At 59.8% G+C, this 24,521-nt stretch carries 23 protein-coding genes and 1 tRNA gene; 1 reads left to right on the plus strand and 23 read right to left on the minus strand.

Annotated features, from left to right (window positions below):
* Positions 1-296: 296 nt before the first annotated feature.
* The 16 genes from ACQZ5F_RS07285 to ACQZ5F_RS07360 all read right to left on the minus strand — a co-directional run bounded on the left by ACQZ5F_RS07285 (position 297) and on the right by ACQZ5F_RS07360 (position 16,153).
* Positions 297-1,790 carry an ABC transporter substrate-binding protein gene (locus ACQZ5F_RS07285; RefSeq protein ID WP_448730571.1) on the minus strand — a complete coding sequence of 498 codons (1,494 nt, stop codon included), beginning with the start codon at positions 1,788-1,790 and terminating at the stop codon, positions 297-299.
* 238 nt (positions 1,791-2,028) lie between these two features.
* Positions 2,029-3,039, minus strand: a complete 1,011-nt coding sequence (locus ACQZ5F_RS07290) for an ABC transporter ATP-binding protein (protein WP_448730570.1) — start codon at positions 3,037-3,039, stop codon at positions 2,029-2,031.
* A gap of 11 nt (positions 3,040-3,050) precedes the next feature.
* A complete protein-coding gene (locus tag ACQZ5F_RS07295) occupies positions 3,051-4,115 on the minus strand; it encodes an ABC transporter ATP-binding protein (protein ID WP_225339939.1) in 1,065 nt (354 codons plus the stop codon).
* A 139-nt stretch (positions 4,116-4,254) separates the two neighbouring features.
* The gene (locus tag ACQZ5F_RS07300) at positions 4,255-5,178 is read right to left on the minus strand and encodes an ABC transporter permease (RefSeq protein WP_225339940.1); all 924 of its coding nucleotides are present in this window, start codon (positions 5,176-5,178) and stop codon (positions 4,255-4,257) included.
* The gene (locus ACQZ5F_RS07305) at positions 5,168-6,112 is read right to left on the minus strand and encodes an ABC transporter permease (RefSeq protein ID WP_046798882.1); all 945 of its coding nucleotides are present in this window, start codon (positions 6,110-6,112) and stop codon (positions 5,168-5,170) included. The genes ACQZ5F_RS07300 and ACQZ5F_RS07305 overlap by 11 nt, the downstream gene beginning before the upstream one ends.
* Before the next feature lie 69 nt (positions 6,113-6,181).
* Positions 6,182-6,670, minus strand: coding sequence for a Cu(I)-responsive transcriptional regulator (gene cueR / locus ACQZ5F_RS07310; protein ID WP_052818572.1), 489 nt, complete (start codon positions 6,668-6,670; stop codon positions 6,182-6,184).
* Between the two features lie 11 nt (positions 6,671-6,681).
* Positions 6,682-7,704 carry a 2Fe-2S iron-sulfur cluster-binding protein gene (locus ACQZ5F_RS07315; RefSeq protein WP_225340005.1) on the minus strand — a complete coding sequence of 341 codons (1,023 nt, stop codon included), beginning with the start codon at positions 7,702-7,704 and terminating at the stop codon, positions 6,682-6,684.
* 13 nt (positions 7,705-7,717) lie between these two features.
* Positions 7,718-10,222, minus strand: coding sequence for a heavy metal translocating P-type ATPase (locus tag ACQZ5F_RS07320; RefSeq protein WP_448730569.1), 2,505 nt, complete (start codon positions 10,220-10,222; stop codon positions 7,718-7,720).
* Between the two features lie 162 nt (positions 10,223-10,384).
* A tRNA-Leu gene (locus ACQZ5F_RS07325) sits at positions 10,385-10,470 on the minus strand.
* Between the two features lie 138 nt (positions 10,471-10,608).
* Positions 10,609-11,334, minus strand: coding sequence for a hypothetical protein (locus ACQZ5F_RS07330; RefSeq protein ID WP_052818573.1), 726 nt, complete (start codon positions 11,332-11,334; stop codon positions 10,609-10,611).
* 187 nt (positions 11,335-11,521) lie between these two features.
* Positions 11,522-12,055 carry a MerR family transcriptional regulator gene (locus ACQZ5F_RS07335; protein WP_046798879.1) on the minus strand — a complete coding sequence of 178 codons (534 nt, stop codon included), beginning with the start codon at positions 12,053-12,055 and terminating at the stop codon, positions 11,522-11,524.
* Positions 12,056-12,322: 267 nt separating this feature from the next.
* Positions 12,323-12,661, minus strand: a complete 339-nt coding sequence (locus tag ACQZ5F_RS07340; RefSeq protein WP_003502236.1) for an integration host factor subunit alpha — start codon at positions 12,659-12,661, stop codon at positions 12,323-12,325.
* A 242-nt stretch (positions 12,662-12,903) separates the two neighbouring features.
* Positions 12,904-13,875, minus strand: coding sequence for a beta-ketoacyl-ACP synthase III (locus tag ACQZ5F_RS07345; protein ID WP_225339942.1), 972 nt, complete (start codon positions 13,873-13,875; stop codon positions 12,904-12,906).
* A gap of 4 nt (positions 13,876-13,879) precedes the next feature.
* Positions 13,880-14,941 carry a phosphate acyltransferase PlsX gene (gene plsX / locus ACQZ5F_RS07350; protein ID WP_003496661.1) on the minus strand — a complete coding sequence of 354 codons (1,062 nt, stop codon included), beginning with the start codon at positions 14,939-14,941 and terminating at the stop codon, positions 13,880-13,882.
* 100 nt (positions 14,942-15,041) lie between these two features.
* Positions 15,042-15,605 carry a YceD family protein gene (locus ACQZ5F_RS07355; RefSeq protein ID WP_052818613.1) on the minus strand — a complete coding sequence of 188 codons (564 nt, stop codon included), beginning with the start codon at positions 15,603-15,605 and terminating at the stop codon, positions 15,042-15,044.
* Positions 15,606-15,613: 8 nt separating this feature from the next.
* Positions 15,614-16,153 (minus strand): ubiquinol-cytochrome C chaperone family protein, encoded by a 540-nt coding sequence (locus ACQZ5F_RS07360; RefSeq protein WP_046798877.1) that lies wholly within the window; start codon positions 16,151-16,153, stop codon positions 15,614-15,616.
* Between the two features lie 270 nt (positions 16,154-16,423).
* Here ACQZ5F_RS07360 and ACQZ5F_RS07365 point away from each other — a divergent pair, with 270 nt between their 5' ends.
* Positions 16,424-16,954, plus strand: a complete 531-nt coding sequence (locus tag ACQZ5F_RS07365) for an outer membrane protein assembly factor BamE (protein WP_046798876.1) — start codon at positions 16,424-16,426, stop codon at positions 16,952-16,954.
* Positions 16,955-17,031: 77 nt separating this feature from the next.
* On the opposite strand, the gene ACQZ5F_RS07370 is transcribed toward ACQZ5F_RS07365, so the two are convergent.
* The 7 genes from ACQZ5F_RS07370 to ribD form a co-directional block, all read right to left on the minus strand.
* A complete protein-coding gene (locus ACQZ5F_RS07370) occupies positions 17,032-19,170 on the minus strand; it encodes a sodium-translocating pyrophosphatase (protein ID WP_225339943.1) in 2,139 nt (712 codons plus the stop codon).
* Between the two features lie 220 nt (positions 19,171-19,390).
* Positions 19,391-20,614: an MFS transporter gene (locus ACQZ5F_RS07375; RefSeq protein WP_448730568.1), complete on the minus strand. Its 1,224-nt coding sequence runs from the start codon at positions 20,612-20,614 to the stop codon at positions 19,391-19,393.
* A 21-nt stretch (positions 20,615-20,635) separates the two neighbouring features.
* A complete protein-coding gene (gene nusB / locus ACQZ5F_RS07380) occupies positions 20,636-21,133 on the minus strand; it encodes a transcription antitermination factor NusB (protein WP_046798873.1) in 498 nt (165 codons plus the stop codon).
* A 4-nt stretch (positions 21,134-21,137) separates the two neighbouring features.
* Positions 21,138-21,584: a 6,7-dimethyl-8-ribityllumazine synthase gene (locus ACQZ5F_RS07385; RefSeq protein WP_020809943.1), complete on the minus strand. Its 447-nt coding sequence runs from the start codon at positions 21,582-21,584 to the stop codon at positions 21,138-21,140.
* A 164-nt stretch (positions 21,585-21,748) separates the two neighbouring features.
* Entirely contained in the window at positions 21,749-22,381 is a 633-nt protein-coding gene (locus ACQZ5F_RS07390) for a LysE family translocator (RefSeq protein ID WP_225339944.1), read from the minus strand.
* Between the two features lie 284 nt (positions 22,382-22,665).
* On the minus strand, positions 22,666-23,277 hold the full coding sequence (locus ACQZ5F_RS07395) for a riboflavin synthase (RefSeq protein ID WP_046798871.1): 612 nt from the start codon (positions 23,275-23,277) through the stop codon (positions 22,666-22,668).
* A complete protein-coding gene (gene ribD, locus ACQZ5F_RS07400) occupies positions 23,277-24,521 on the minus strand; it encodes a bifunctional diaminohydroxyphosphoribosylaminopyrimidine deaminase/5-amino-6-(5-phosphoribosylamino)uracil reductase RibD (protein WP_225339945.1) in 1,245 nt (414 codons plus the stop codon). Before ribD ends, ACQZ5F_RS07395 begins: the two co-directional genes overlap by 1 nt.

The raw sequence follows: 24,521 nt of genomic DNA on the forward strand, positions 1-24,521 counted from the left end.
CCGGCGGCGCTTTATCCCAGCAGCCGCCGGATCGCTCTACCCAGCTTCACTCAAATTCTGTGACAGCCCTTGGACGACATATGTATTCGTCCCCCTCGCCTCCCGATAGGGCAAATGCCCTCTCCCTTCGACAGAGATGACGGTGGAGGTTTTCCCGATGTTAATGACGTAAATCATCACATACCGTCATCTGGGCCACGAGCCGAAATGCGGGAGGAGAAGCTCTCCGATTTACCATCAAAAAAGACCCGGCTCTTGCGAGCCGAGTCCCTCTTCATCGGCAATATCGCGCCAGATTACTTGGTCGCCAGATCCTTGGTCATGACAAAGTAGTTGAGCGGATGGGGTTTGTAGTTTTCGAGCTTGGCCGAATAGGCATCAAACACCGTCTCATGGATCAGAAAGACGGAGACGGCTTCGTCGTAAATCTTCTGCGCCGCCTCGCTGTAAATGGCATAGCGCTTGGCGGGTTCGGCCGTCGCGTAGGCGGATTTGATCAGCTTGTCGGTCGCCTCATTGCAATAATGCGAGATGTTGTAGCTGCCGCCGCAGGTATAATCGGCATTCAGGAAACCGGCCGGTTCGGCAACATCCGTGGCATAACCGCGCGACAGCAGCGCCATATCGAACTTGCCGGCGAGAAGGTCGGGTTCGATCGCACTGTAATCGGCAACGCGGACATCAACCTTGATGCCGAGTTCCTGCAGTTGCGCCTGAATGATCGCCGCGACATCCTTCAGTTCCGTCTTTGCCGTATAGGCAAGCAGCGTCACCTTCAGGCTGCCGGGTGCAATGCCCGCTTCCTTCAGCAGATCCTTGGCTTTTTCCACGTCATAGGCGGGTTTGGCCTCCTTTGCAGCCCATGGCTCACCCGATGCAAAGGGCATGGCGGCGCCTTTCACCGCACCTTCATAGATGCTGTCGGCGATGCCCCCCGTATCGATGGCGGCCTGGATCGCCTGCCGCACCTTGATATTGTCGAAAGGCGGCCTGGAGTTGTTCAGCAACAGTTCCGTGATGCGGGGCGACGGGATAGGCGCAACCTTGACGCCGTCGGTCGATTCGATGGTCTTGACGGTCCATGGCGGAACGAGGCGCGAAATCTGTGCTTCCCCGGTTCTTGCCTGGGTGGCGCGGGTGTCGGCATCGGGCACAAAATTCACGCGGCCGCCCGCAAGTTTCGGCATGCCACCCAAATAATCATGATTGGCAGTCAGCATCATATGCTGGCTGGGATCGACCTCCGTGATCTTGAAAGGTCCGGTACAGGTTCCGACTGGATCGACCTTGCCATCCTTATATGCCGATGGCGCGAGAATGGAGGTGGCAGGGCTCGCCATCTGCGCGGGCAGCAGCACCGATGGCTCGATCGTGGTTATCTTCACGGTATCATCGCCGCCCGCTTCGACGCTAGCGATCAGCTTGGGTGAAAAGGCACGGGCCGGAACCGGTGCCTGCAAAAGATTGGAGAGCGCATTGACCGCGGCCTTGGCATCCAGCGCTTCGCCGTTCTGGAACTTGACGCCCTTGCGTAGCTTGAATTCCCATACCTTAGGGCCGGTCTGTGCCCAGGATTCAGCCAGACTCGGCTCCAGTTTCATGTCGTAGCCGACACGTATCAGGCTTTCGAAACAACCCGCGCGAGAGCCGAGATAGGCATCGTCGGACGCCATCTGCCAGCCGGTCTTCACCCCGAAATTATCGTCATAGGTAATCGTGCCGGCCTTGGCTGCATCGGCTCCAAACGCAGTCACGATGGCGCATGTCGCCAAAAGTGCGTGCTTCATCATGGAATATTCCCCTTTTATTTTTGATGATAACGCTCACAATTCACTTATTTTCATAAAATTGCCGATTAAATTTCCTCAAGTCATAAGACAAAAGAATATCCGGTGGATATTCAACGAATATCCATCTGAATATCATTTATTTTATTGCGCTATACTCGGAATTTAATTCCGATATTAAACCTCAGACACACGATTCATCTGTTTTTACCAAAGCACAAAACCGCAACTGCTTCGTGCTTCAACCCCATTCACGCCAATGGTGGCAACGGGCGAAATGCTCGCCCGCAACGCCCTCCAGCACCGGCTCCTTTTCACTGCAAATCGGCGTCGCATATTTGCAGCGGGTGTGAAATTTGCAGCCGCTCGGAGGATTGAGCGGGCTCGGCAAATCGCCGTCCAGCAGCATTTCCGGCGCATAAAGGCCGGTTTCATCCAGCATCGACGAAGCGATCAAAGCCTTGGTGTAGGGATGTTTCGGCGCACGAAAAAGCTCTTCCCGATCGGCGATTTCGACGATCCGCCCGAGATACATCACCGCGATGCGATCGCAGAGATAACGCACAACACGCAAGTCGTGGGAAATCATCAGAACCGTCAAACCATGGCGGCGTTTCATGTCCATCAAGAGGTTGAGTATCTGCGTGCGCATGGAAGCATCGAGCGCCGAGGTCGGCTCGTCGCAGACAAGGAAGCTTGGATTGAGCAGAAGTGCGCGCCCGATGACGACGCGCTGCAACTGCCCGCCGGAACACTGGCTCGGATAACGGTCGAAAAACGATGAATCGAGACCGACTTCCTCCAGCATCCTGAACACACGCGCGGTGCGCTCCTCACGGGTGCCGATGCCGTGCTGGGCCAGCGGCGCTTCCATGCTCTGCCCGATGCGCATGCGCGGATCAAGCGCGGAATATGGGTCCTGAAACACCAGCTGCACGACCCGGCGCATGCGCCGCAGCGTCTCGCCCTGCATGTGCAATATGTCGTGGTCGCCGATGCTGACCTCGCCTTTGGTCGCGTGGGTCATCCGGGTGATCAGCCCGGCGACAGTGCTTTTACCGCATCCGGATTCGCCGACAAGGCCGAGCACTTCTCCTTCACCGATGGTCAGGGACACATCGTCGACTGATTTCACCACCCGGTGACTGAGGCCGGATATCGGATAATATTTGCAGAGGTTCTTCGCCACCACATAGGGGTGAGTGTCACTATCGGCGGATGGCGGGGTCTGTTTTACAGCTGTCAATTGCATCGTCCCCTCCTTCAGCAGATAGCGTGGTTGGTATGGTCGCCGGCATGGTCCTCACCGACCGCCCAGCACCGCGCCTTGCGCCCTTCCGGTAGGGCATTCAGATCCGGTTCCGACGCCATGCACCGGCTGCCCATGTCGGTCGACTTGGCGAGCGCGCAGCGCGGATGAAACCGGCAGCCGCAGGACATGTCATGGGCCTGCGAGCTCGATCCGGGGATCGTCAGCAACTGTCCCTCACTGTCCGTGGTCAGAAGCGAGCAGCTGATCAGTGCCTTTGTATAAGGATGTTGCGGCGCCTTGAGGATCGCCTGTGTCGGCCCCTCCTCAACGATACGGCCGGCATACATCACCGCAATCCTGTCCGCGAAGGCGGCAACGACCGACAGGTCATGGGTGATCAGCAGGGTGGCGAGCCGACGCTTGCGACGTTCGTCATCAAGCAGACGCAATATCTGTGCCTGAACGGTGACATCGAGAGCCGTTGTCGGTTCGTCGGCGATCAGCAGTTGTGGATTGCCCGAGAGTGCCGCGGCAATCATGACACGCTGCGCCATGCCGCCGGAAAGCTCATGCGCGAAACATTGCGCCCGCGCCGACGGGTCTGGAATGCCGACATCTGACAGCAGGCCGACGACCCGGTTGAGCGCAGCGCTCCTGCTCATCTTGCGATGGACCCACAGCGGTTCGGCAACCTGCGTCTTAACCCGGCTGGTCGGATCAAGCATGGCCTGTGGCTGCTGGAACAGCATGCCGATATCGGCACCGCGCAGCGCATCGAGTTCGGAGGATGAAAGCGCGAGGATATCGCGCCCGGCAAAGGAAATGCGGCCGGAATTGATTTCCGCACCCTGCGGCAAAAGCCGCATCAATGACAGGGCCGTCATGCTCTTGCCGGAACCGGATTCGCCAACGAGAGCGACCACTTCACCGGCATTGACGGAAAGAGTGAGGCCAGAAATGACAAATTTTCGGCCATTTTGCGCCGGCACCGAAACGTGCAGGTCCTCTATTTCCAGAAGCGGTGCGCATTCGGGAGACATGGCCGTAATGGCATGCGTTTGTCCTTCGATATTCATAAGAGTTCCCCTTATTTTTATTGAATCGGAGGCATTTGCGTATTTTCATGCGGCTTCAGACGATATTACTCTCCTTCCAGTTCCTTTGCGTCAGCTATGTTTGACGATGATCAAGCCGGCCATTACCTGCCGACAGGCATCAATGACCATTCTGTTTTTTGGTCTCCAGGTTCAGCCCGTGGCCGATCCACGTCACGCTCAAGGCTGCGAGGAAAATCGCCAGGCCGGGTGCGATGACGAGAACGGGCATGCGCTCTGCATAAGCCTGTGCATCGGCCAGCATCAGCGCCCAGTCGGCGGCCGGCGGCTGCACGCCGAGACCCAGAAACGACAGGCCGCCCACCGTGATCAGCTTGTGGCCGAAACGCAGGAACGCCACGGCCGCAATCGGCCAGATCGTGTTCGGAATGATATGCCGGAAGATGATGAAGCGCCGCGTGCAGCCAAGCACTTCCGCCGCACGGATATATTCGCGGGAATTGATCGACAGCGTCAGCCCGCGCGCCAGCCGCGCAAAAGGCGTCCAGCCGACAATCGTCAGCGACGCGATCAAGGTTCCATATCCCGGCCCGAAGATGGCGACGAGGAAGATGGCGATCACCACGTCTGGAATGGCGATGAGCAGGTCGACCACGCGCATCAGGACTTCGTCAAGGATACCGCGGCTGCGGCCGCTGATGATGCCGACAAAGGTGCCGATGGCGACCGACAGAATGACGGTGATGGCGGCAATCGTGACCGTGAAACGACCGCCTATCAGCAACCGGCTGAGCACGTCGCGGCCGAGATGGTCCGTTCCCAGCCAGTAGGTGGCGCTTGGCGCATTCAACCGCAGGCGAAGGTTCTGCTGTGCGGGATTATAGGGCGATATCCATGGCGCGATGACCAGCAGCAGGATGATGACGAGAAAGATCGCCGATCCCGCATAAAAGGTCCAATGCCGCCGGCTGATGAAGTCCGTGAACCGACTGAAGGTTGACGGGCGCTTGGGGGTGGCGGTCATGGGCGTGTTGCTCAGGGGCAAGGCGGCTACCGGCGCGTTCGGGAAGTGGCTAATGGTCATTGTGACCTCGCATTGCTGGATTGATCAGGACATAAAAGCCGTCGGCCAGGGTATTGATCAGGATGGACAGGGCGACGATGCAGATGAAACCACCCTGCAGCATGGGGATGTCGCGATTGACCACGGCGTCGTACAGAAGCCGACCCATGCCGGGGATGGCGAAGATGACTTCCACGACCACCGATCCGCCAAGCAGGCCCGCGAGCCACAATGCAAAGAAGGTGACGACCGGCAGCGAGCCGTTGCGGACGCCGTGCCGCAAGACCGTGCTATGCATGCCGAGACCCCGGCTGCGGGCCGCGGTGATATAGGGTGCGCGCAGAACCTCGGCCATCGCTGCACGTGTCACCTGCGTGAAATAGGCGAGCGGGCGCAACGTCAGGGTCAAGGCGGGAAGCACCAGTGAACGCCAGCTGTCCCATCCCGCCGACGGCAACCAGCCGAGATAGAGCGCAAAGACCAGCGCCGACATGGGCGCGAACCAATATTCCGGCGTCGCAACGAAGGTCTGGATCATCAGTGTCGCGAAATTGTCGAGCCGCCCGCCTGGGCGCATCGCCGCCAGCGTGCCGAGCGGCAGGGCAACGGCGACCGCGATTGCAAGCGCCGTCAGCGCCAGCGTTACCGATACGCCGAGAGAGCGCAGAAGCTCACCGGCCACCGGCTGGCTGCTGGTGAAGGAAAAGCCCAGATCGCCGCGCAGCGCGTTTGAGAGCCAGGCGAAATATTGCACATAAAGCGGCCGGTCGAGCCCGAGACTTATCCGCAGCGCCTCCACCGCGTGCGGATCGAGCGCGGTATCGCGCATACGGGAAAACAGGATGGTGCGGGCCGGATCGCCACCCGCCATATAGGGCAAAAGAAACGCGATGACGGAAACGATCGTCAGCATCAGGCACAGAATAAGGAATCGTTGCAATATCTGTATCCACATGGCCCGGTTCCCTTCACCACAATTGGCGTTTGCTGCAATCGACGATCAGTTCCCGATGGGAACCGCTGTTTATTTCATAAGGCGCGATAACTCCGTCGCCACGCCGGAGGTGCCCTTCAGCATTCCGGAGCGCTTGGGTACAACCGCCACCGGAACAAAATCGGGATCTTCGGATTGCGCCAGATCCTGAATGATCGGGCAATCCGGCTCGCCATTATCAGGGCAATAGGTTGCGAGATTTCGAAGCGTGTCGGCCATGTCGCGGAGCGAATGCATCTTGGCTTCCAGATCCACGACATGTTCCATGACGATGCGTTTGACATCGCAGGACGCGCCGCCGGGATCACGCCACAGGGTCATCAGCTGCCTGATCTTTTCTATCGAGAAACCAAGGTCGCGTCCGCGCCTGATGAAACGCAGCGTTTCCAGATCATTGGCCGTGTAGACCCGGTATCCGGCATCCGTGCGGTTTGCCGATTTGATCAGGCCGATCATCTCGTAATGACGGATCATCTTCGCAGAAACACCTGACGCGGTGGCGGCTGAGCCGATATTCATGGATCCTGCTCCTATCTGTCCGGGGTGAAAAACACGTCTGCATGAATGTCGGCGGTGCGCATACCCCGCGCCACCAGTTGCGGCACGGTCGCCTCGATCATCGCCGGCGGGCCTGCGAGATAGGCTTTCCAGCCGTCGAGGTCGTCGAAATCATCCGCCACCGCATTGCCGACATAACCGCACCGCATCTGCGCATGTGGCTCATTGGAGAGAACCGGAACGAAGCTCAGATTGCCGTGCCGCGCGGTAAGCGCCTCGAAATGATCGACCATATAAAGGTCACGCAGGGCGCGGGCGCCGAAATAGACATGAATAGGACGGTCCCGGCCCGTCATTTTCCCCGTTGCAAGAGCAGCCTCGACAACCGCCTTGACCGGCGCCAGACCCGAGCCGCCGGCAATGCCAAGGATGGGCCCGCAATGTTTTTCCCGCAGGAATGACGACCCGAAAGGCCCTACCAATATGACAGGATCGCCTGCCTTGGCCTGCGCGAATATATGGCCGCTTGTCAGGCCGCCCGGCACATGCCGGATGTGGAATTCGATCAACTCCTCGTCGATCCGGCTGGCGATGGAATAGTCGCGCGGCGAACAGTCCGGGTACAGCAGGCGCACATATTGACCGGGTTTGAAGGCGAACTGCGCCCGATCGTCGAGCCTGATGCGGATGAGCTTGATATCATGTGTCGCATCTACAGTTTCCGCCACCACGCCCTCGAAGCGGCCGGTCGGAATATCGGCGAATTCGTCCTCGCCATTGAGCCAGCCGATCGTCACGTCGCTCAGCGGCACGGCGCGGCAGGCGAGCGTCAGGCCTTCCGCCTTTTCCTCATCGGTCAATGAAAAGGGCGTGTGCTTAAGAAGATCGACCTCACCGGACACGAGATGCGATTTGCAGGCGCCGCAGCGGCCCATGCGACAGCCGTGCGGATAGGTGATGCCTGCCGCCAGCGCGGCCTGAAGCACAGTTTCACCTTGCGCCACCATGATGCTGCGTCCGATCTGCGGCAGATAGATTGTGTTGCCAGGCGTCATCATATCCGCCCTCCTATTCGGCCGCTGCGAGCTGCATGCCGGCCGCTTTGTCCACCAGCGGGGCACGGAAGCTTTTCAGGCGCAGCGCGTTCGTCAGGACAAATACGCTGGAAAGCGCCATGGCTCCGGCGGCAAGGACCGGCGACAGCAGAACGCCGTTGACAGGATACAATATTCCGGCTGCCACGGGAACGAGTGCGGCGTTGTAGGCGAAGGCCCAGAACAGATTCTGGCCGATATTGCGGATCGTCGCCTTGGAGAGAGCGATGGCATTGGCAACGCCGCGAAGATCGCCCGACATCAACACCACATCGGCGCTTTCAATGGCGACATCCGTGCCCGTGCCTATGGCAAGGCCGACATCGGCTGCCGCAAGCGCCGGCGCATCGTTGATGCCATCGCCGACAAAGGCGACGCGTCGCCCGCCGGCGGCAAGTCTCTTCACGGCCTCGACCTTGCCATCCGGCAGCACTTCCGCCACCACCTCATCGATGCCAAGACGGCGAGCGATGGCTTCGGCGGTGCGGCGGTTGTCGCCCGTAATCATCGTGACCTTGAGACCCAGCGCATGCAGCGCCGCAATCGCTTCCGGCGTCGTCTGCTTCACCGGATCGGCAACGGCGATGATCGCGGCCAACCTGCCATCGACGGCGGCATAAAGCGGCGACTGCCCTTCCCTGCCCAGCCGCTCAGCATCACCGGCGAACGTGGCGACATCGTAGCCGAGCTTCGTCATGAAGCGATCCGCGCCCGCCTCGACCTTACGGCCGTCGACTATCGCCGCCACGCCAAAACCGGGGGTGGCCTCAAAACCTTCCGCATCGGCAAGCGTCAGTCCGCCATGTTTCGCAGCCTCAACGATTGCCTCGGCGATGGGATGTTCGGAACGGCTCTCAAGCGAGGCAACAAGACGCAGCACCTCGTCAGGGTCGAAGCCCTCGGTTGTGGTGAAATATACCATTTTCGGCTTGCCGAGCGTCAGCGTGCCGGTCTTGTCTACGGCGATAACATCGGCGTCGCGCAGGGTCTGGAGCGCGTCGCCGCGCCGGAACAGCACACCCATCTCGGCAGCGCGGCCGGTGCCGACCATGATGGAGGTGGGCGTGGCGAGGCCCATGGCGCAGGGACAGGCGATGATGAGGACGGCAACAGCGTTGACAAGCGCGAAGGTCAAAGCCGGGTCCGGCCCAAACACGAACCAGACGATGAAGGTGGCGAGCGCCGCCAGCATCACCGCCGGCACGAACCAGTTGGTCACCTTGTCCACCAGCGCCTGTATCGGCAACTTGTCGGCCTGCGCTTCCTCAACCATGCGGATGATCTGTGCGATCAGCGTATCAGCGCCCACCTTGGTGGCGCGGAAGGTGAAGGAGCCATTGCGGTTGACCGTGCCGCCGACGACTTCGGAACCCGCCGCCTTGGTCACCGGGATCGGCTCACCTGTTATCATCGATTCATCGACATAAGAGGAGCCATCGAGCACCAGGCCATCGACGGGCACCTTTTCGCCCGGACGAACGACGATCACATCACCCGTCTGCACATCCTGCAACGGCACATCGATGGTTTCGCCATTGCGCAGGACACGGGCCGACTTGGCCTGCAAGCCAACCAGCCGCTTTATCGCCTCGCTGGTGCGACCCTTGGCGCGCGCCTCGAGAAAACGGCCGAGCAGAATGAGCGTGACGATGACCGCCGCCGCCTCATAATAGACATTGGCCGTACCGCTTGGCAGGATTTCCGGCAGGAAAGTCGCGACCACCGAAAATCCCCAGGCGGCAGCGGTGCCAAGCACTACCAGCGAATTCATGTCGGGTGCGAGCCGCAAAAGTGCGGGTATGCCCTTTTTGAAGAAGCGCAGACCGGGTCCGAAGAGAACAAGCGTGGTCAGCGCAAATTGCAGATACCAGCTTTCCCGCATGCCGACCGTTTCCATCACGAAATCATGGATGGCGGGGACCAGATGCGAGCCCATCTCCAGCACGAAGACCGGCAGCGTCAGAACAACGGCCACGGCAAGGCTGATTTTCAGACCACGCAATTCGGCTTCGCGCCGGTCCGGCTCATCACCCTTGGCCTTATCTGCGGCGATCTCGCTCGCCTTGTAGCCAGCCTGGCTGATTGCTTGCGCCAGCCTGGCGGCAGAGACGGCGTTGCCGGCAATGCGGACGGTGGCGCGTTCCGTCGCAAGATTGACGCTTGCATCGGAGACACCGGCGACAGCCTTCAGCGCCTTCTCTACGCGCCCGACGCAGGAGGCGCAGGTCATGCCCTCAATATCGAGTTCGATGGTTTTCTCATCGACGCCATAACCCGCATTCCGCACGGCTGCGATGACAGCCATCACATCGGGTGGGCCGGAAAAGGCGATATCGGCGCGCTCGGTCGCGAGATTGACCGAGGCCTTCAGGACCCCCGGCACCCTGGCAATCGCCTTCTCGACACGACCGACGCAGGAGGCGCATGTCATGCCATCGATCGCAATCTGATGACTCGCCCGGATCTCTATTTGTGACATGCGTATGACCCCTCTTTTCTTTATATCGAAAAAGATAGGGCTTCCCATCGTGGCAAGGTCAATAGGTTCTTTTTGATGATTTTCAAGAACGGACGACGGCACATGAATGCGCGTTTTTACGCCGGCTCAGGACTTGGGATAGGGCATAAATCAAAGGAAAGATGGTGCGGACGGCGGGACTTGAACCCGCAAGACCAATGGTCGGCAGATTTTAAGTCTGCTGCGTCTACCGATTTCGCCACGTCCGCATTGCCGCGCCGCCTGCCGATCCGGCTCCGGCGCTGCAACTTGCTTCGTCATTAGTCGGGACAGGATTAAACAGTTCCGATCCCGAATGCTGACAGCGCCTCATCTACACAGGCAGAACGGTCTCGGTCAACGGGGCCTCAGCCACACCAGGACTGATTTTTTGCAGATGCCGGATGTGCCAGTCCTTCGCGTACGAGCTGATCGGCAAAGGAGACGCCTGAACGCGAAAGACGTTTGCGTTCCATGGCTTGCCCGCTGGCACCCGCGGAAGAGGCGACATCGAAGGTACCGGCATTCAGCATGTCCCGAAGCCTGACCTTGGCGACGAAACCGCGCTGGCGTTCTTCCATGCAGCGCGCCCGGTCGATCTGCGGAACCTCGATGCCGGCGAGCTGCATTTTCACGCCCTTCATCCAGAACGTGTTGCCGTCGGCCACACAATTGTTAAGCCCGGAGCGGCCACAAAAGGCAAAGGCACCGCTCTTTTCACCAATAGAGATTTTTTCGATCGTGGGCCGGGCTTCCGGCAGAATGGCGGCGACCTGGCTCTGCGATGATGGGGATGGCATGGCGATGGAGCGTGGCGGAACCGGCCCGTTGCCGGGCGAAACCGGCGATGCAGGCCGAATGCTCGCCACTTTTTCTGGTGCGGCCTCGCGTTTCGCTGCGGTTGCGAGTTTCGGGGTATTCGTTGTCGCGGATGTCGCCTTCGCAACATGGCGCTGCGGCAGAAGACTATCGCGATATTCGTAAGCCTGAATACCGCCGGCGACGAGGCCCAGCATCAGCACCCATGGCCAGACGCTGCCACCAGCCGATTTCTTCGCCGTCCGGCGTCGCCCTGTCGATTTTCGATTGCTCACGATCGGACTCCTTCTTTACGGAGCCGCATTATCAGCCAAAGGAGTTTCCGAAAGGTTGGCATTTTAGAGCATTTGCGCATTCTTCGAATCACAAAAGCGCTCTAACTCTTTGTTTTGGCGCATTTCCGGACGGAAAATCGGGATTCATTTTTCCTGGAAATGCTCGAACAGACCTGTGGATAAACGATCAGCGAACCTGATCGAGAAGCCGCTTGCATTCGAGCAGATCGAACAGGGCTTCCTGAAGCAGCGCCTGATCATCCTTGCCGATGCCCGACTTGCCGACCGATATTTCCGCATCGCTGTTGCCGCCGCCGAAGCCGAAGAAGCGACCGCTCGGCTTGGCCTTTGGACGGCCGACGACCTCGTCCCCATCGGTATCGATGACGCGCGGTTCGGCAACTTCCTTCTCACCGCTCGCCGCCATTATGGCTTCCATGGTGGCGAGATCACCCGAGGCAATGGCCGCCACGAAACGGTTGCCATTGGCTTTCAGCAGCTTCTGCACGCCCTTGATGGTGTAACCATGGTCATAAAGAAGGTGACGAATGCCTTTGAGGAGATCGATATCATCAGGACGGTAATAACGGCGGCCCCCGCCCCGTTTCATCGGCTTGATCTGCGGAAAGCGTGTTTCCCAGAAACGCAGCACGTGCTGCGGCAGGTTCAGCTCATCCGCCACTTCACTGATCGTCCGAAACGCGTCGGGGCTTTTGTCCAAATTTCCACTCCCATCCGGACCTGGAGCGCCATGCATCCAGCCGGGTGCTGAACAGAACGCCTATCATCCGCCGCACATTGCACCGTCGCGAAAACCGTATTCGATCTTCACGCCGATGCCCGTCACGGCAAGATACCAATTATTAAAATTGATTATGATGCGAGTCGACCGGATTTCAACGGCTTGCACGTTGAAATTCAAGCATGTTCACAAGAAGAATGGGGAAAAGGGCTTGCCATATGGCAAAAATGCTGTGCCGCAGCCGGCTTACGCCCCGGCCTTTTGGCCCTTTTGCTTGGCCTTGCGGGCCGTGTGCGCCTTGAGAATGCGCTGCTTCAGCACATTCGACGCCTTGAAGGTCATGACCCGGCGCGGCGAAATCGGAACTTCCTCACCCGTTTTCGGGTTGCGCCCGATACGTTCGTTCTTTTCCCGGATCTGGAATGTCGCGAAGGACGAAAGCTTGACGACCTCGCCACGGGTGATCGCGTTGCAAATCTCGTCGATGATCGTCTCGACCAGTTCTGCGGATTCGGTGCGGGACAGCCCGACTTTACGAAACACAGATTCTGCAAGATCTGCGCGTGTCACTGTCTTCCCGGCCATTTTTCCCCACAAACCGTGTCTGAATTTTTCTCTAGGAGCCGCCGAGATTATTTCCCTTGTGGCGACCGGTCAAGGGATTGTTCCAGATTCATTTGAGGCTTTCGGCAATCAGTGCAAGGGCTTAGGGCGCTGAGCGCGGTTTTGCCGCAACGACAGGGTGCTAAGGCGCGACAGATCAGGCCCCGACTGCGAAAAACACAACCGATTTCGCGTCGACGCCTGCCCGCGCAATGAATTTACCGTTACCAGCGCAGCAGCACCGCACCCCAGGTGAAACCGCCGCCCATGGCCTCCAGCATGACCAGATCGCCCTTCTTGATGCGACCGTCGCTGGCCGCAACGGCAAGCGCCAGCGGAATGGATGCGGCCGAGGTATTGCCGTGCTTGTCGACGGTGATGACCACCTTTTCCGGATCGATGTTGAGCTTCTTCGCCGATCCGTCGATGATGCGCTTGTTGGCCTGATGCGGCACCAGCCAGTCGAGATCATCAGCCGTCGTGCCCGTCGCTTCGAAAGCCTGTTCGATGACGTCGGTGATCATGCCGACGGCATGCTTGAACACTTCGCGGCCTTCCATGCGCAGATGGCCGACGGTGCCTGTCGTGGACGGTCCGCCATCGACATAAAGCTTTTCCTTGTGCGAACCGTCGGACCGCAGCTGCGCGGTCAGGATGCCGCGATCGCCAGAAGTCCCCTCGCCTTCACCAGCTTCCAGAACGAGAGCGCCTGCGCCATCGCCGAACAGAACGCAGGTGGTCCGGTCTTTCCAGTCGAGAATGCGGGAGAACGTTTCAGAGCCGATGACCAGAACGCGCTTGGCCATGCCACCGCGAATATAGAGATCGGCGGTCGAAACGGCATAGACGAAACCGGAACAGACGGCCTGCATGTCGAAGGCAAAACCATGGGTCATGCCGAGGCGATTCTGGATATTCACCGCGGTTGCCGGAAAGGTGTTGTCCGGAGTGGACGTCGCCAGAATGATGAGATCGATATCATCAGGGGTCAGGCCGGCATTGTCGAGCGCAGCGCGGGCCGCAGCCTCGCCGAGCGAAGCGGTCGTTTCGCCTTCGCCGGCGATATAGCGCTGCCGGATGCCGGTGCGCTGCACGATCCATTCGTCGGTCGTCTCGACGACCCCTTCGATTTCGCTGTTGGTCATGACACGCTTCGGAAGCGCTGCCCCGAAACCACGGACTATAGAGCGGATCATTCCCTTATTCCTCGTCAGCCACGAGAGCTTCGGGCGCCGGGGGCGGAAGCCGTCTTGCGTGGTAAATTTTCAGATCATTTTCAATCTTGGCCGTCAGACCGTTGTGAACCATGTCGTAGCCGACATCCACGGCGGAGGCAAAACCGATGGCATCCGTGCCGCCATGGCTCTTGATGACGATGCCGTTCAGGCCGAGAAACACGCCGCCATTGACCTTGCGCGGGTCCATCTTTTCCCTGAGCACATCAAAGGCGCTTTTCGCCAGAACATAACCGATCTTGGCAAAGAAGCTGCGGGAGATCGCCTCACGCAGAAGCGTGGTGATCTGGCGTGCCGTGCCTTCGGCGGCCTTCAGCGCGATGTTGCCGGTGAAACCTTCGGTCACCACCACATCCACCGTGCCCTTGCCAATATCGTCGCCTTCAACGAAACCGCGATAGTCGATGGTGCCAAGGTCTGCCTCGCGGATCAGCCGTCCGGCCTCACGCACCTCTTCCTGACCCTTGACCTCCTCAACGCCGACATTCAGCAGGCCGACGGTGGGGCGGTCGATATCGAACAGCGCACGCGCCATAGCACCGCCCATCAGGGCGAAATCCAGCAATTGCTGGGAATCGGCACCGATCGTCGCGCCGACATCGAGAACGATGCTTTCACCCTTCAAAGTGGGCCAGATGCCAGCGATGGCCGGACGTTCCACCCGCGCCATGGTGCGCAAACAGAATTTGGCCATGGCCATCAGCGCGCCGGTATTGCCGGCGGAGACCACGACATCCGCCTCACCAAGCTTCACGGCCTCGATGGCGCGCCACATGCTGGAGACGTAGCGGCCGCGACGAAGCGCCTGGCTCGGCTTTTCGTCCATGCTGACCGAGACTTCACAATCGTGAAAGACCGACTTTTCCCGAAGTGCGGGATATTGTGCCAGAATGGGGTCGCATTTGCTCTTCTGCCCGTAGAGCAGAAAAGTTACATCGTTGTGCCGTTCAAGCGCCTTGGCGGCACCGGGTATGGCAACATCTGGGCCGAAATCGCCACCCATGACGTCAATTGCAATTCTGATCACTCGTCCCTTATCCTTTTTGCCGCCACTCAAGCGGATTTTGCGCGAAAATACCTTTTCCGGCTTTTGTTACAATAAAATTATTTCAGCCCAACCGGGCCATTCAGTCTTTTTTCCAATCTTTCAACGCGGCGAAAGGCGACGGGCGCTTTTCCTCTTCGGGCTCTTTGTCTGCGGCTTCCGGAAATTCCGCATCCGGCTTGCGTGGATAGGGATCGATCGCAAGGGCGGCGAATTCGGCAACCGCAGCGCCGACATCGATGCTGTCACCGGTGAACTGGTCGGGAATGTCAGGGCCATCGGGGTCGAGTACGATCTCGCCCTCCTCATTGGTGACCATCCGCGCCAGTTTCGATCCCTCCGGCACGAAAATATGCTCCACAGGCTCGTCGATCTTGCTCGTGACCGGCTCCAGCGTCACGACGCAGGATTGGGTCACGGCCGCATGCACCTCGCCCTTGATCTTCACGCCGTCCTTCTTCCAACGGGTAACCTGCAATTCCGCCTTCAGATAATCGACAGAAACCACATTCCAGAATTTCGCCAGCGCCTTCAGCTCCTCGGCGTTGGCTTCCAGACCAATCCTGACGGGATTGGCGGAAATATGGCCTACCTTTACGGGATAGGAAAAAGGCAGGTCGTCATTTGCGGCGTGTCGCGTGTTCATGGTGAACCTCATCGTCCAGGCAAGGGCAGCGTCAGGCTTCCGGTTGCTATTGTTTCTTCGGAGCCGGCGGAAAGGGCTGAAGAGGCTTCCATCATCCAGCCCGCCAGTCCGTCCAGCGCCGGCGCCGTCTCGTCTGCCTGCGGATATATATTGCGCCGGAGCGCTGCGGCAAGGGCAACGGGGTCGGATGCATCCAGTGCCGCCGCATAGGATTCGAGCCGCCCGTAAAACATGCCGGCAAATTTCTTCATGCGTTTCGGCACACCCTGGTCACCGATACCGAGTTCACGGATGGAATGATCGATATCCTGAAAAAAGGCGTCGACGATCTCCTGCGCAATCTCCTGGCCGCTGACCCCGGAAGATTTGGTGCGACGGAAATAGAGAATCATGATGACCGACAGCATCTCGAAACGGCCCATCACGGTATCGGGAACGCCGAGATCGAGATAAAAACCGGGCGTGCGGGCAGCAGCCGTCAAAGTCTCATATTGCCGGTCGACTATGGCGCGATTGTTGTTTTTCTTCTTGAACAGCCCGAATATCATCGTTTTTTTCCGAACGGGACCGGTGAATTCATTTACCGCCCATCGCACTTGTTGCATGATCGTCAAAGCTGGTTTACCGAAGCATCCACGAATTGCAATGCTGTCGCGGTCACGTTCGTCTTTCGGCTGAAACAGTCGAAGAGAACCGGAGGAGTTCCAAAAGGCCGGGAAAGCATTGAATTCGGGGGGTGATCGGGATTTTCCGTCCCCGGATTGACACAATCATGTGCACAGACACTGTGCACCACGCAATGCCGGAAGGTGCCATTCATGATCGCAGTCGGGGAAAAGCAGTTGAGCAAGCAGAAATCCGCAAGTCACGGCAAAATTCTGAGCAAGACGGCCATCGCAATTGTTCTCGCATCCGGCCTGCTTTCCGCCTGCACCAGCACCACCGACGTGTTCCACAACGGCTACGTCATGGACGAGCAGTCGCTGCAGCTGATCCCGGAAGGCTCCAGCCGCGAACAGGTTCTGCTGACGATGGGCACGCCCTCCACCACGGCGACCTTCGGCAACGAGGTGTTCTATTACATCTCGCAGAAGCGCGTGCGCCGCGCCGCCTTCATGAAGCCGACGCTGGTCGAGCAGAACATTCTCGCCATCTATTTCAACAAGGACGGCGTGATCGAGCGCAAGGCCAATTACGCGCTGCAGGACGGCAAGGTCTTCGACACGATTTCGCGCACCACCCCGACGGGTGGCAAGGATCTCACCTTCCTGCAGCAGCTGCTCTCCGGCGGCACGTCGGGCGCCAACATCGCCAAGAGCATTCTCGGCCAGGGCAACAATACGCCCTGACCGGCAGGCAAAAGCATTCGCAAAAAAGGCCCGAGGATTGCTCCCTGGGCCTTTTTTGTGTGTCAGGCATCAAGCTTTCAGTGAGCAAGAACCGCCAGCAGCAGCAGTGCCACGATATTGGTGATCTTGATGGCCGGATTGACGGCGGGGCCGGCGGTGTCCTTATAGGGGTCGCCGACGGTATCACCCGTCACCGACGCTTTATGGGCATCCGAACCCTTGACGTGGCGCACGCCATCCTTGTCGATGAAACCATCCTCGAAGCTCTTCTTGGCATTATCCCATGCGCCGCCGCCTGACGTCATGGAAATCGCCACGAACAGGCCGTTGATGATGACACCGAGCAGTGACGCCCCAAGTGCGGCAAAGGCTGACGCCTTGGAGCCCGAGATCAGCAGCACGCCAAAATAGACGACGAGAGGGGCGAGAACCGGCAGAAGCGACGGGATGATCATTTCCCGGATCGCGGCTCTCGTCAGCAGATCCACCGCCCTGCCATAGTCAGGCTTTTCCGTGCCCGCCATGATGCCGGGTTTTTCGCGGAACTGGCGGCGTACTTCCTCGACGATGGCACCTGCCGCCTTACCCACCGCCGTCATGGCGATCCCGCCGAAGAGGTAGGGGATGAGGCCACCGAACAGCAGGCCGGCAACGACGTAAGGATTGGCAAGGCTGAAGGAAATCTCGCCTATATCCTTGAAGTAAGGATAGGTGTCGCCATTGGCGGCGAAGTAGGAAAGGTCGTTGGCATAGGCGGCAAACAGCACCAGCGCGCCAAGACCGGCAGAGCCGATGGCATAGCCCTTGGTCACCGCCTTGGTGGTGTTGCCGACGGCATCCAGCGCGTCGGTCGCCTTGCGCACGTCCGGATCAAGGCCCGCCATTTCGGCGATGCCGCCGGCATTGTCAGTTACCGGGCCGAAGGCGTCGAGCGCGACGATCATGCCGGCAAGGCCAAGCATGGCGGTGACCGCGATGCCGGTGCCGAACAGGCCGCCGAGCTGGTATGTGCCGATGATGCCGCCGACGATGACGATGGCCGGCAGCGCCGTCGATTCCAGCGAGACCGCAAGGCCTTGGATGACGTTGGTGCCATGGCCGGTAACTGATGCCTGGGCGATGGAGTTGACCGGGCGCTTGTTGGTGCCGGTATAATATTCGGTGGTGACGACGATCAGCGCCGTTACGACCAGGCCGACCAGACCGCAGAGGAAGAGGTTGGTGCCGGTGATTTCCATTCCGGCGACCGTGCCTATCGTTCCCCAGCCGACCGTTGCATAGGTGGCGACCGCAAGACCGGCGACCGAGAAGATGCCGGTGGCGATAAGCCCCTTATAGAGCGCGCCCATGATGGAATTGTTGGTGCCGAGCTTGACGAAGAAGGTGCCGGCAATCGAGGTCAGGATGCAGGCGCCGCAGATCGCCAGCGGATAGACCATGGCGCTTTCCAGGATCGGCGTCCCGGCAAAGAAGATCGCGGCGAGAACCATCGTCGCAACAACGGAGACGGCATAGGTCTCGAACAGGTCGGCCGCCATGCCGGCGCAATCGCCGACATTGTCGCCGACATTGTCGGCAATGGTTGCCGGGTTGCGCGGATCATCCTCCGGAATGCCGGCCTCGACCTTGCCGACGAGATCACCGCCGACATCGGCGCCCTTGGTGAAGATGCCGCCGCCGAGCCGGGCGAAGATGGAGATCAGCGATGCGCCGAAGCCGAGCGACACCAGCGCGTCGATGACCGCGCGCGAGCCGGGCGGATGGCCAAGGACCGAGGTCAGGATGAAATAATAGATGGAAACGCCAAGCAGCGCGAGGCCGGCAACCAGCATGCCGGTGATGGCGCCCGATTTGAAGGCGATATCGAGGCCAGCGCCAAGGCTGTGGGACGCGGCCTGCGCGGTGCGCAGATTGGCGCGCACGGAAACATGCATGCCGACAAACCCGGCGACGCCGGACAGTACCGCGCCGATAACGAAACCGATGGCCGCGATGGCCGACAGCAGATACCAGGCGAGAACGGCGACGATCAATCCGACGATGGCGATGGTGAGATATTGACGGGTGAGATAAGCCTGCGCACCTTCACGGATAAAACCTGCTATTTCACGCATACGCTCGTTGCCCTGATCGGCATCGAGAACGCTCTTGGTCGTCCACACCGCGTACACCACGGACAGGACCCCACATAAAATCACTAACGGTATTACGGTCATGCGCACTTACCTCCCAAAAGGCCGGGTCTCACTCCCTCCCCGGCGCGGCGAACCATGTGCAAGGACATGGGCGTTCACACGCGCACCAGGTCCTGTCGGGGCCGTTTATTCCCCTCCCAAGGAAAAACAACCTGCGCGGCAAGATTGCGTTGGCGAAAGGTGCGGCGTCAAGCCCACAAATTTGCCTGAAACATGAAAGGGGTAGAGAAGGAACGCGACCTTATGCGGCGGTTTTGCGCTGCCTCAGCAGCAGCGAGAGGACGAGCAGCAGGCAAAGGCCTGCAACCGGCCAGATGACGAGGTTCATCACGGACCAGCCCCATGCCGTAAACACCTTGCCGGAAGAGAAGGACGAGAGCGCCACGGTGCCGAACAGTACGATATCGTGGAAGCCCTGCACCTTGTCCGCTTCATGCGGGCGATAGCTTGACGTGATGATGGCGGTTGCGCCGATAAAACCGAAATTCCAGCCAAGTCCGAGCAGGATGAGCGCCGCCCAGAAATTCCACAATTCGATGCCCATATGGGCAACGATGGCGCAGGCCATCAGCACGATAAGGCCGGCCGCCACGATTTTTTCCGCACCGAATCGGGAAATCAGCATGCCGGTGAAGAAGCTCGGAGCGAACATGGCCAGAACGTGCCACTGGATGCCGAGCGTAGCGAGTTCCGTGGGGAAACCGCAGCCGACCACCATGGCAAGCGGCGCACCGGTCATCATGAAGGTCATCAGCGCATAAGAACCGATACCGCAGATCATGCCGGTGATGAAACGCTGGGTGCGGACGATTTCCGACAGCGGCCGCACGGCCTCCGTATGGGTGGATGCGGCCTTCGGGTCGGGCAATTTCAGGAATGCCAGAATGGCGATCGAAACAAGGCCGAGTGGCACCAGTGCGATGAACGCGCCGGCAAACGTGACCGGTGCGAGCAGGTCCTTGCCGAGAATTGCCAGTTGCGGCCCGACGATGGCCGAAATGATCCCGCCTGCCAGAATCCAGGAAATCGCCTTCGGCTTGTAAAAGGATGGCGATGCATCGGCTGCGGCGAAACGGATTTTTTGCGTGAAGCCGCCGGAAATGCCGATCAGCAGCAGGCCGACGGCAAACAGCCAGAAATCCGAGCGGAAGAGCGCCACCGCGGCGATGCCGCCGCCAATCGAGCACATCAGCGCGCCGACCATGAAACCGGCCTTGCGGCCGAGGAACCGTGAGGCCACCGCAACGCAGATGGCGCCGAGCGCCACGCCGATATTGAAGCCGGTGAGCGGCGCGGTTGCCAGTGACTTGTCCGCGCCCAGTAGCTGATAACCGGCAAGCGCGCCGACCGAAAAGCTCAAAGGCGCGGCCGATCCCATGATCGCCTGCGCCATAGTCAAGAGGAAGACGTTGCGCTTCGCCTCGTCCAGTTGAACTTCAAGCCCGGGGACGGAAACGGCGCTCATGTCTTCCTCACTTAACGTATCTTAGCGTTTTGCCTCGCCGCGCACCTGCTTGGCAATGCGGTCAAGCACCGCATTCACCAGCTTCGGCTCGTCGTGTTCGAAGAAAGCACGGGCGATTTCGACATATTCCGTGACGATGACGGCGACCGGCACGTCATTGCGCTCGAGAATCTCGAAGGTGCCGGCGCGAAGGATGGCGCGCACGGTGGCATCGAGACGCGACAGCGGCCAGTCTTCCAGAAGGGCGGAACGCACCAGGGGATCGATCTTCGTCTGGTCACGGACGACGCCGGAGACGATGGAACGGAACCACGACGGATCGGCCTTCAGATAGGTATCGCCATCGACTTCCTGACCGAGACGGTGCGCCTCATATTCGGCCACGACTTCCATCACGCCGGTTCCGCCGACATCCATCTGGTAGAGCGCCTGCACAGCCGCAAGGCGGGCCGCGCCGCGCTGGTTGGCCGGCTTTACCGAAGGCTGGCGCGGTTCGCCGCCATTATCAACATTCGACATGCGCTCAGCCACCCAGTTTTTTCTTCAGTTCGATCATGGTCAGCGCTGCACGGGCGGCAAAACCGCCCTTGTCCTTGTCGGAACGGCGCACGCGCGCCCAGGCCTGCTCGTCGTTTTCGACGGTGAGGATGCCGTTGCCGATCGGCAGCGACTCGCTGACGGCGAGATCCATCAAGGCGCGGGAAGATTCGTTGGAGACGATATCGAAGTGGTAGGTCTCACCGCGGATGACCATGCCGAGCGCGACGAAACCGTCATATTCCGTGCCGTCATTGTCGGCACCGTCAAGCGCCATGGCGATGGCGGCGGGAATTTCGAGCGCGCCGGGAACGGTAATGACGTCATAGGTGGCGCCAGCCTCATCGAGCGCGAATTTCGCACCTTCGAGAAGGGCATCCGCCATATCGTCGTAAAAACGTGCTTCCACGATAAGAAGATGGGGTTTGGACATGATATTTTCCTGAAAAGCTTGATGCCGGATCATACCGGCTTTTGCGGCGGTCAAACCACGGCTGGCCGTTTTTGGCAAGTAATTTCATATGTCACAGGCGCAGGAGGCCGCGTTTACGGGGCATTTGGCCGGGTTTCACGCCTCCCGGCGGGGCTCCGCGACAATCAGGTTTTCTGGAAGGCCAGATGCACGCCAAGCCCCATCAGCACCGTTCCGGCAGCGCGCCGGGCGAGCACCTGCACCGCGCTGGAGCGTTTCAAACGCCCGACCATGGCACCTGCCAGAAGCACGCCGACGAGATCGGCAGAGGAAAAGATGAAATTAACGGCGATGCCGAGGATCAGGAGCTGCAACCAGACCGGAAAGGCGGCTGCCGGATCGACGAATTGCGGCAGGAAGGCCAGAAAGAACAGCGCGGTCTTCGGGTTGAGCACATCGACGATGATGCTGTCGATGAAAGCGCGGCGGGCCGATTTCGGCTCGATGGTCAGATTGACCGTCTCGCCCTCGAGCTTGCTGCGCAGCATCGAGAAACCGAGCCAGACGAGATAAAGCGCGCCGCAGAGCTTCACGGCGAGATAAAGCCAGGGAACAGCCTGAAACAGCACTGAAAGCCCTGCCGCAGAGGCAAAGATGTGGAAATAGCAGCCGACATGGATGCCAAGTACCGCCATCAGCCCGGCAAACCGGCCACGCGCCATGGTCTGCGCCGCCGCATAAAGCATGGCGGGGCCGGGAATATAGGCGAACAGGGCGGTGGTTATGAAAAAGGCGGTCAGCAGTTCAAATGACGGCATGTCGAAATTCCCCTACCCCGTTTGGCCCGCTACCAACATGAAAGCAGCCGAAGAAACGTCTTTATAGCGTTTCCGACTTCATCGGAAGCAGGGTAACGCCCAATACCCGGTTTGGCGTGCTCGCCACTCCCCATCCGTCATTCCGGCCTTGAGCCGGAATCCAGTCGACGCACGTCTGTGCGGCGGGGAGAGTCCTTTCAGCCCAAAGACTTGGGCTGGCTGGATTCCGGCTCAAGGCCGGAATGACGGAAGTGCATAACAGCACAATGCCGAGCCTCCTCAGCTTACGCCGAGGGAAATTCCGCAAGCCTTGCGGCGTAGCGTGCCATGGTGTCGACCTCGAAATTGACGAAATCGCCCGGCTGGCGCTCGCCCCATGTGGTGACGGTGAGCGTGTGGCGGATCAGCAACACGTCGAAATCCGTGCCTTCGACGGCATTGACGGTCAGCGAGGTGCCGTCGAGCGCCACGGAACCCTTGGGCGCAACGAATTTCGCCAGATGCTCCGGCGCGCGCAGGCGGATACGTACCGCTTCGCCTTCCGGCTCCACGGCCAGGATTTCCGCCTTGCCATCGACATGGCCGGAGACGATGTGACCGCCAAGCTCGTCACCGATCTTCAGCGCCCGCTCCAGGTTGACATGGGTGCCTTGTCTCCAGCCGGCAATCGTCGTCAGGCGCAGCGCTTCTTCCCAGGCTTCGACCTCATACCAGCGCTCGTTGCTGCCGTCTTCCGGCAGCCTCGTCACCGTCAGGCAGATGCCGCCATGGGAGATGGACGCGCCCATATCGATAGTCTTGGGATCGTAATTGGTCGCCACCCGCAGACGAATTCCTTCAGCCAGGGCTTCCAGCTCGGAAACGGTTCCAACGTCGGTGACAATTCCGGTAAACATCAAATCGGCCTTTCATAATCGAAGCAGCGATCCGGCCCATAGGCGGTTTCGCTGACCAGAGCATAATCGCCCGTGATATCGGCACGGCTGAGCGGCGTTTCAATGCCGCCCTCACCGATCACGACCGGGCTTTCAAACAGCATGATACGGTCCACCAGCCCGGCTTCAAGGAATGATTTTGCGGCAAAGGCCCCACCTTCGACCAGAAGTTCCGACATGCCGCTATCCGCTAGGGTGTGGAGGAGGTTTTCGAGGGTTGGGGCTTCGAGGATCTGGACGCCGGCGTTGGCGAGGTGTTGGCGTCGGCGGTCGGGGTTACCCCCCTCTGCCCTGCCGGGCATCTCCCCCTCAAGGGGGGAGATAGGCAAGGGGCTGGCCGCTCGCGCAGATTTTTTCCCGTTTTCCCATTCGCCTTCGTTGGAAAGCGGGCTAGACGGCGCTCCATCAATCTCCCCCCTTGAGGGGGAGATGCCCGGCAGGGCAGAGGGGGGTAAAGCCGCAACCACCACCGGCACCTCCCGCGCAGTCCTCACTAGCTTCGACGTCAGCGGCAACTCTAACTGCCGATCCAGCACGATCCGCACCGGCGAGCGCTGTTCCATGCCGGAAATACGCACCGTCAGCTCCGGATCGTCGGCAATCGCCGTGCCAATCCCCACAAGAATGCAATCACAACGCGCCCGCAGCTCATGCACGGCATGGCGCGCCTCAGGACCGGTGATCGCGACCTGCCCCTCACCTTTCCTGCCGATCATCCCATCGGCGGAAACAGCAAGCTTCAGAATCACATGCGGACGTTTTTTCACCTGACGCGTGAGGTAGCCGGCAAGCGCGCGCTGGCCTTCCGCCCGCAGCAGGCCGGTTTCCACAACGATGCCGGCATCGCGTAAAATCGTATAACCTCTACCGGAAACCCGCTCATCAGGGTCATTCACCGCCACGACGACACGCGCGACGCCGTATTCCACCAGCGCATTGGCGCAGGGCGGGGTCTTGCCCCAGTGGGAGCAGGGTTCGAGCGTCACATAAGCGGTTGCACCACGCGCCGCCTCACCGGCCATTTCCAGCGCCTGCCGTTCGGCATGAGGTCGACCGCCGATGGCGGTCACGGCTTCGGCGATGATTTTCCCGTCCTTGACGAGCACGCAGCCGACGGAGGGATTGGTAAGCGTCTGGCCCTGGTGGCGAAGCGAAACCTCGATTGCCCTTGCCATGAACCTTTCGTCATCGGCACGGCTCGTCAC

Source organism: Agrobacterium sp. 22-210-1, assembly GCF_053522525.1.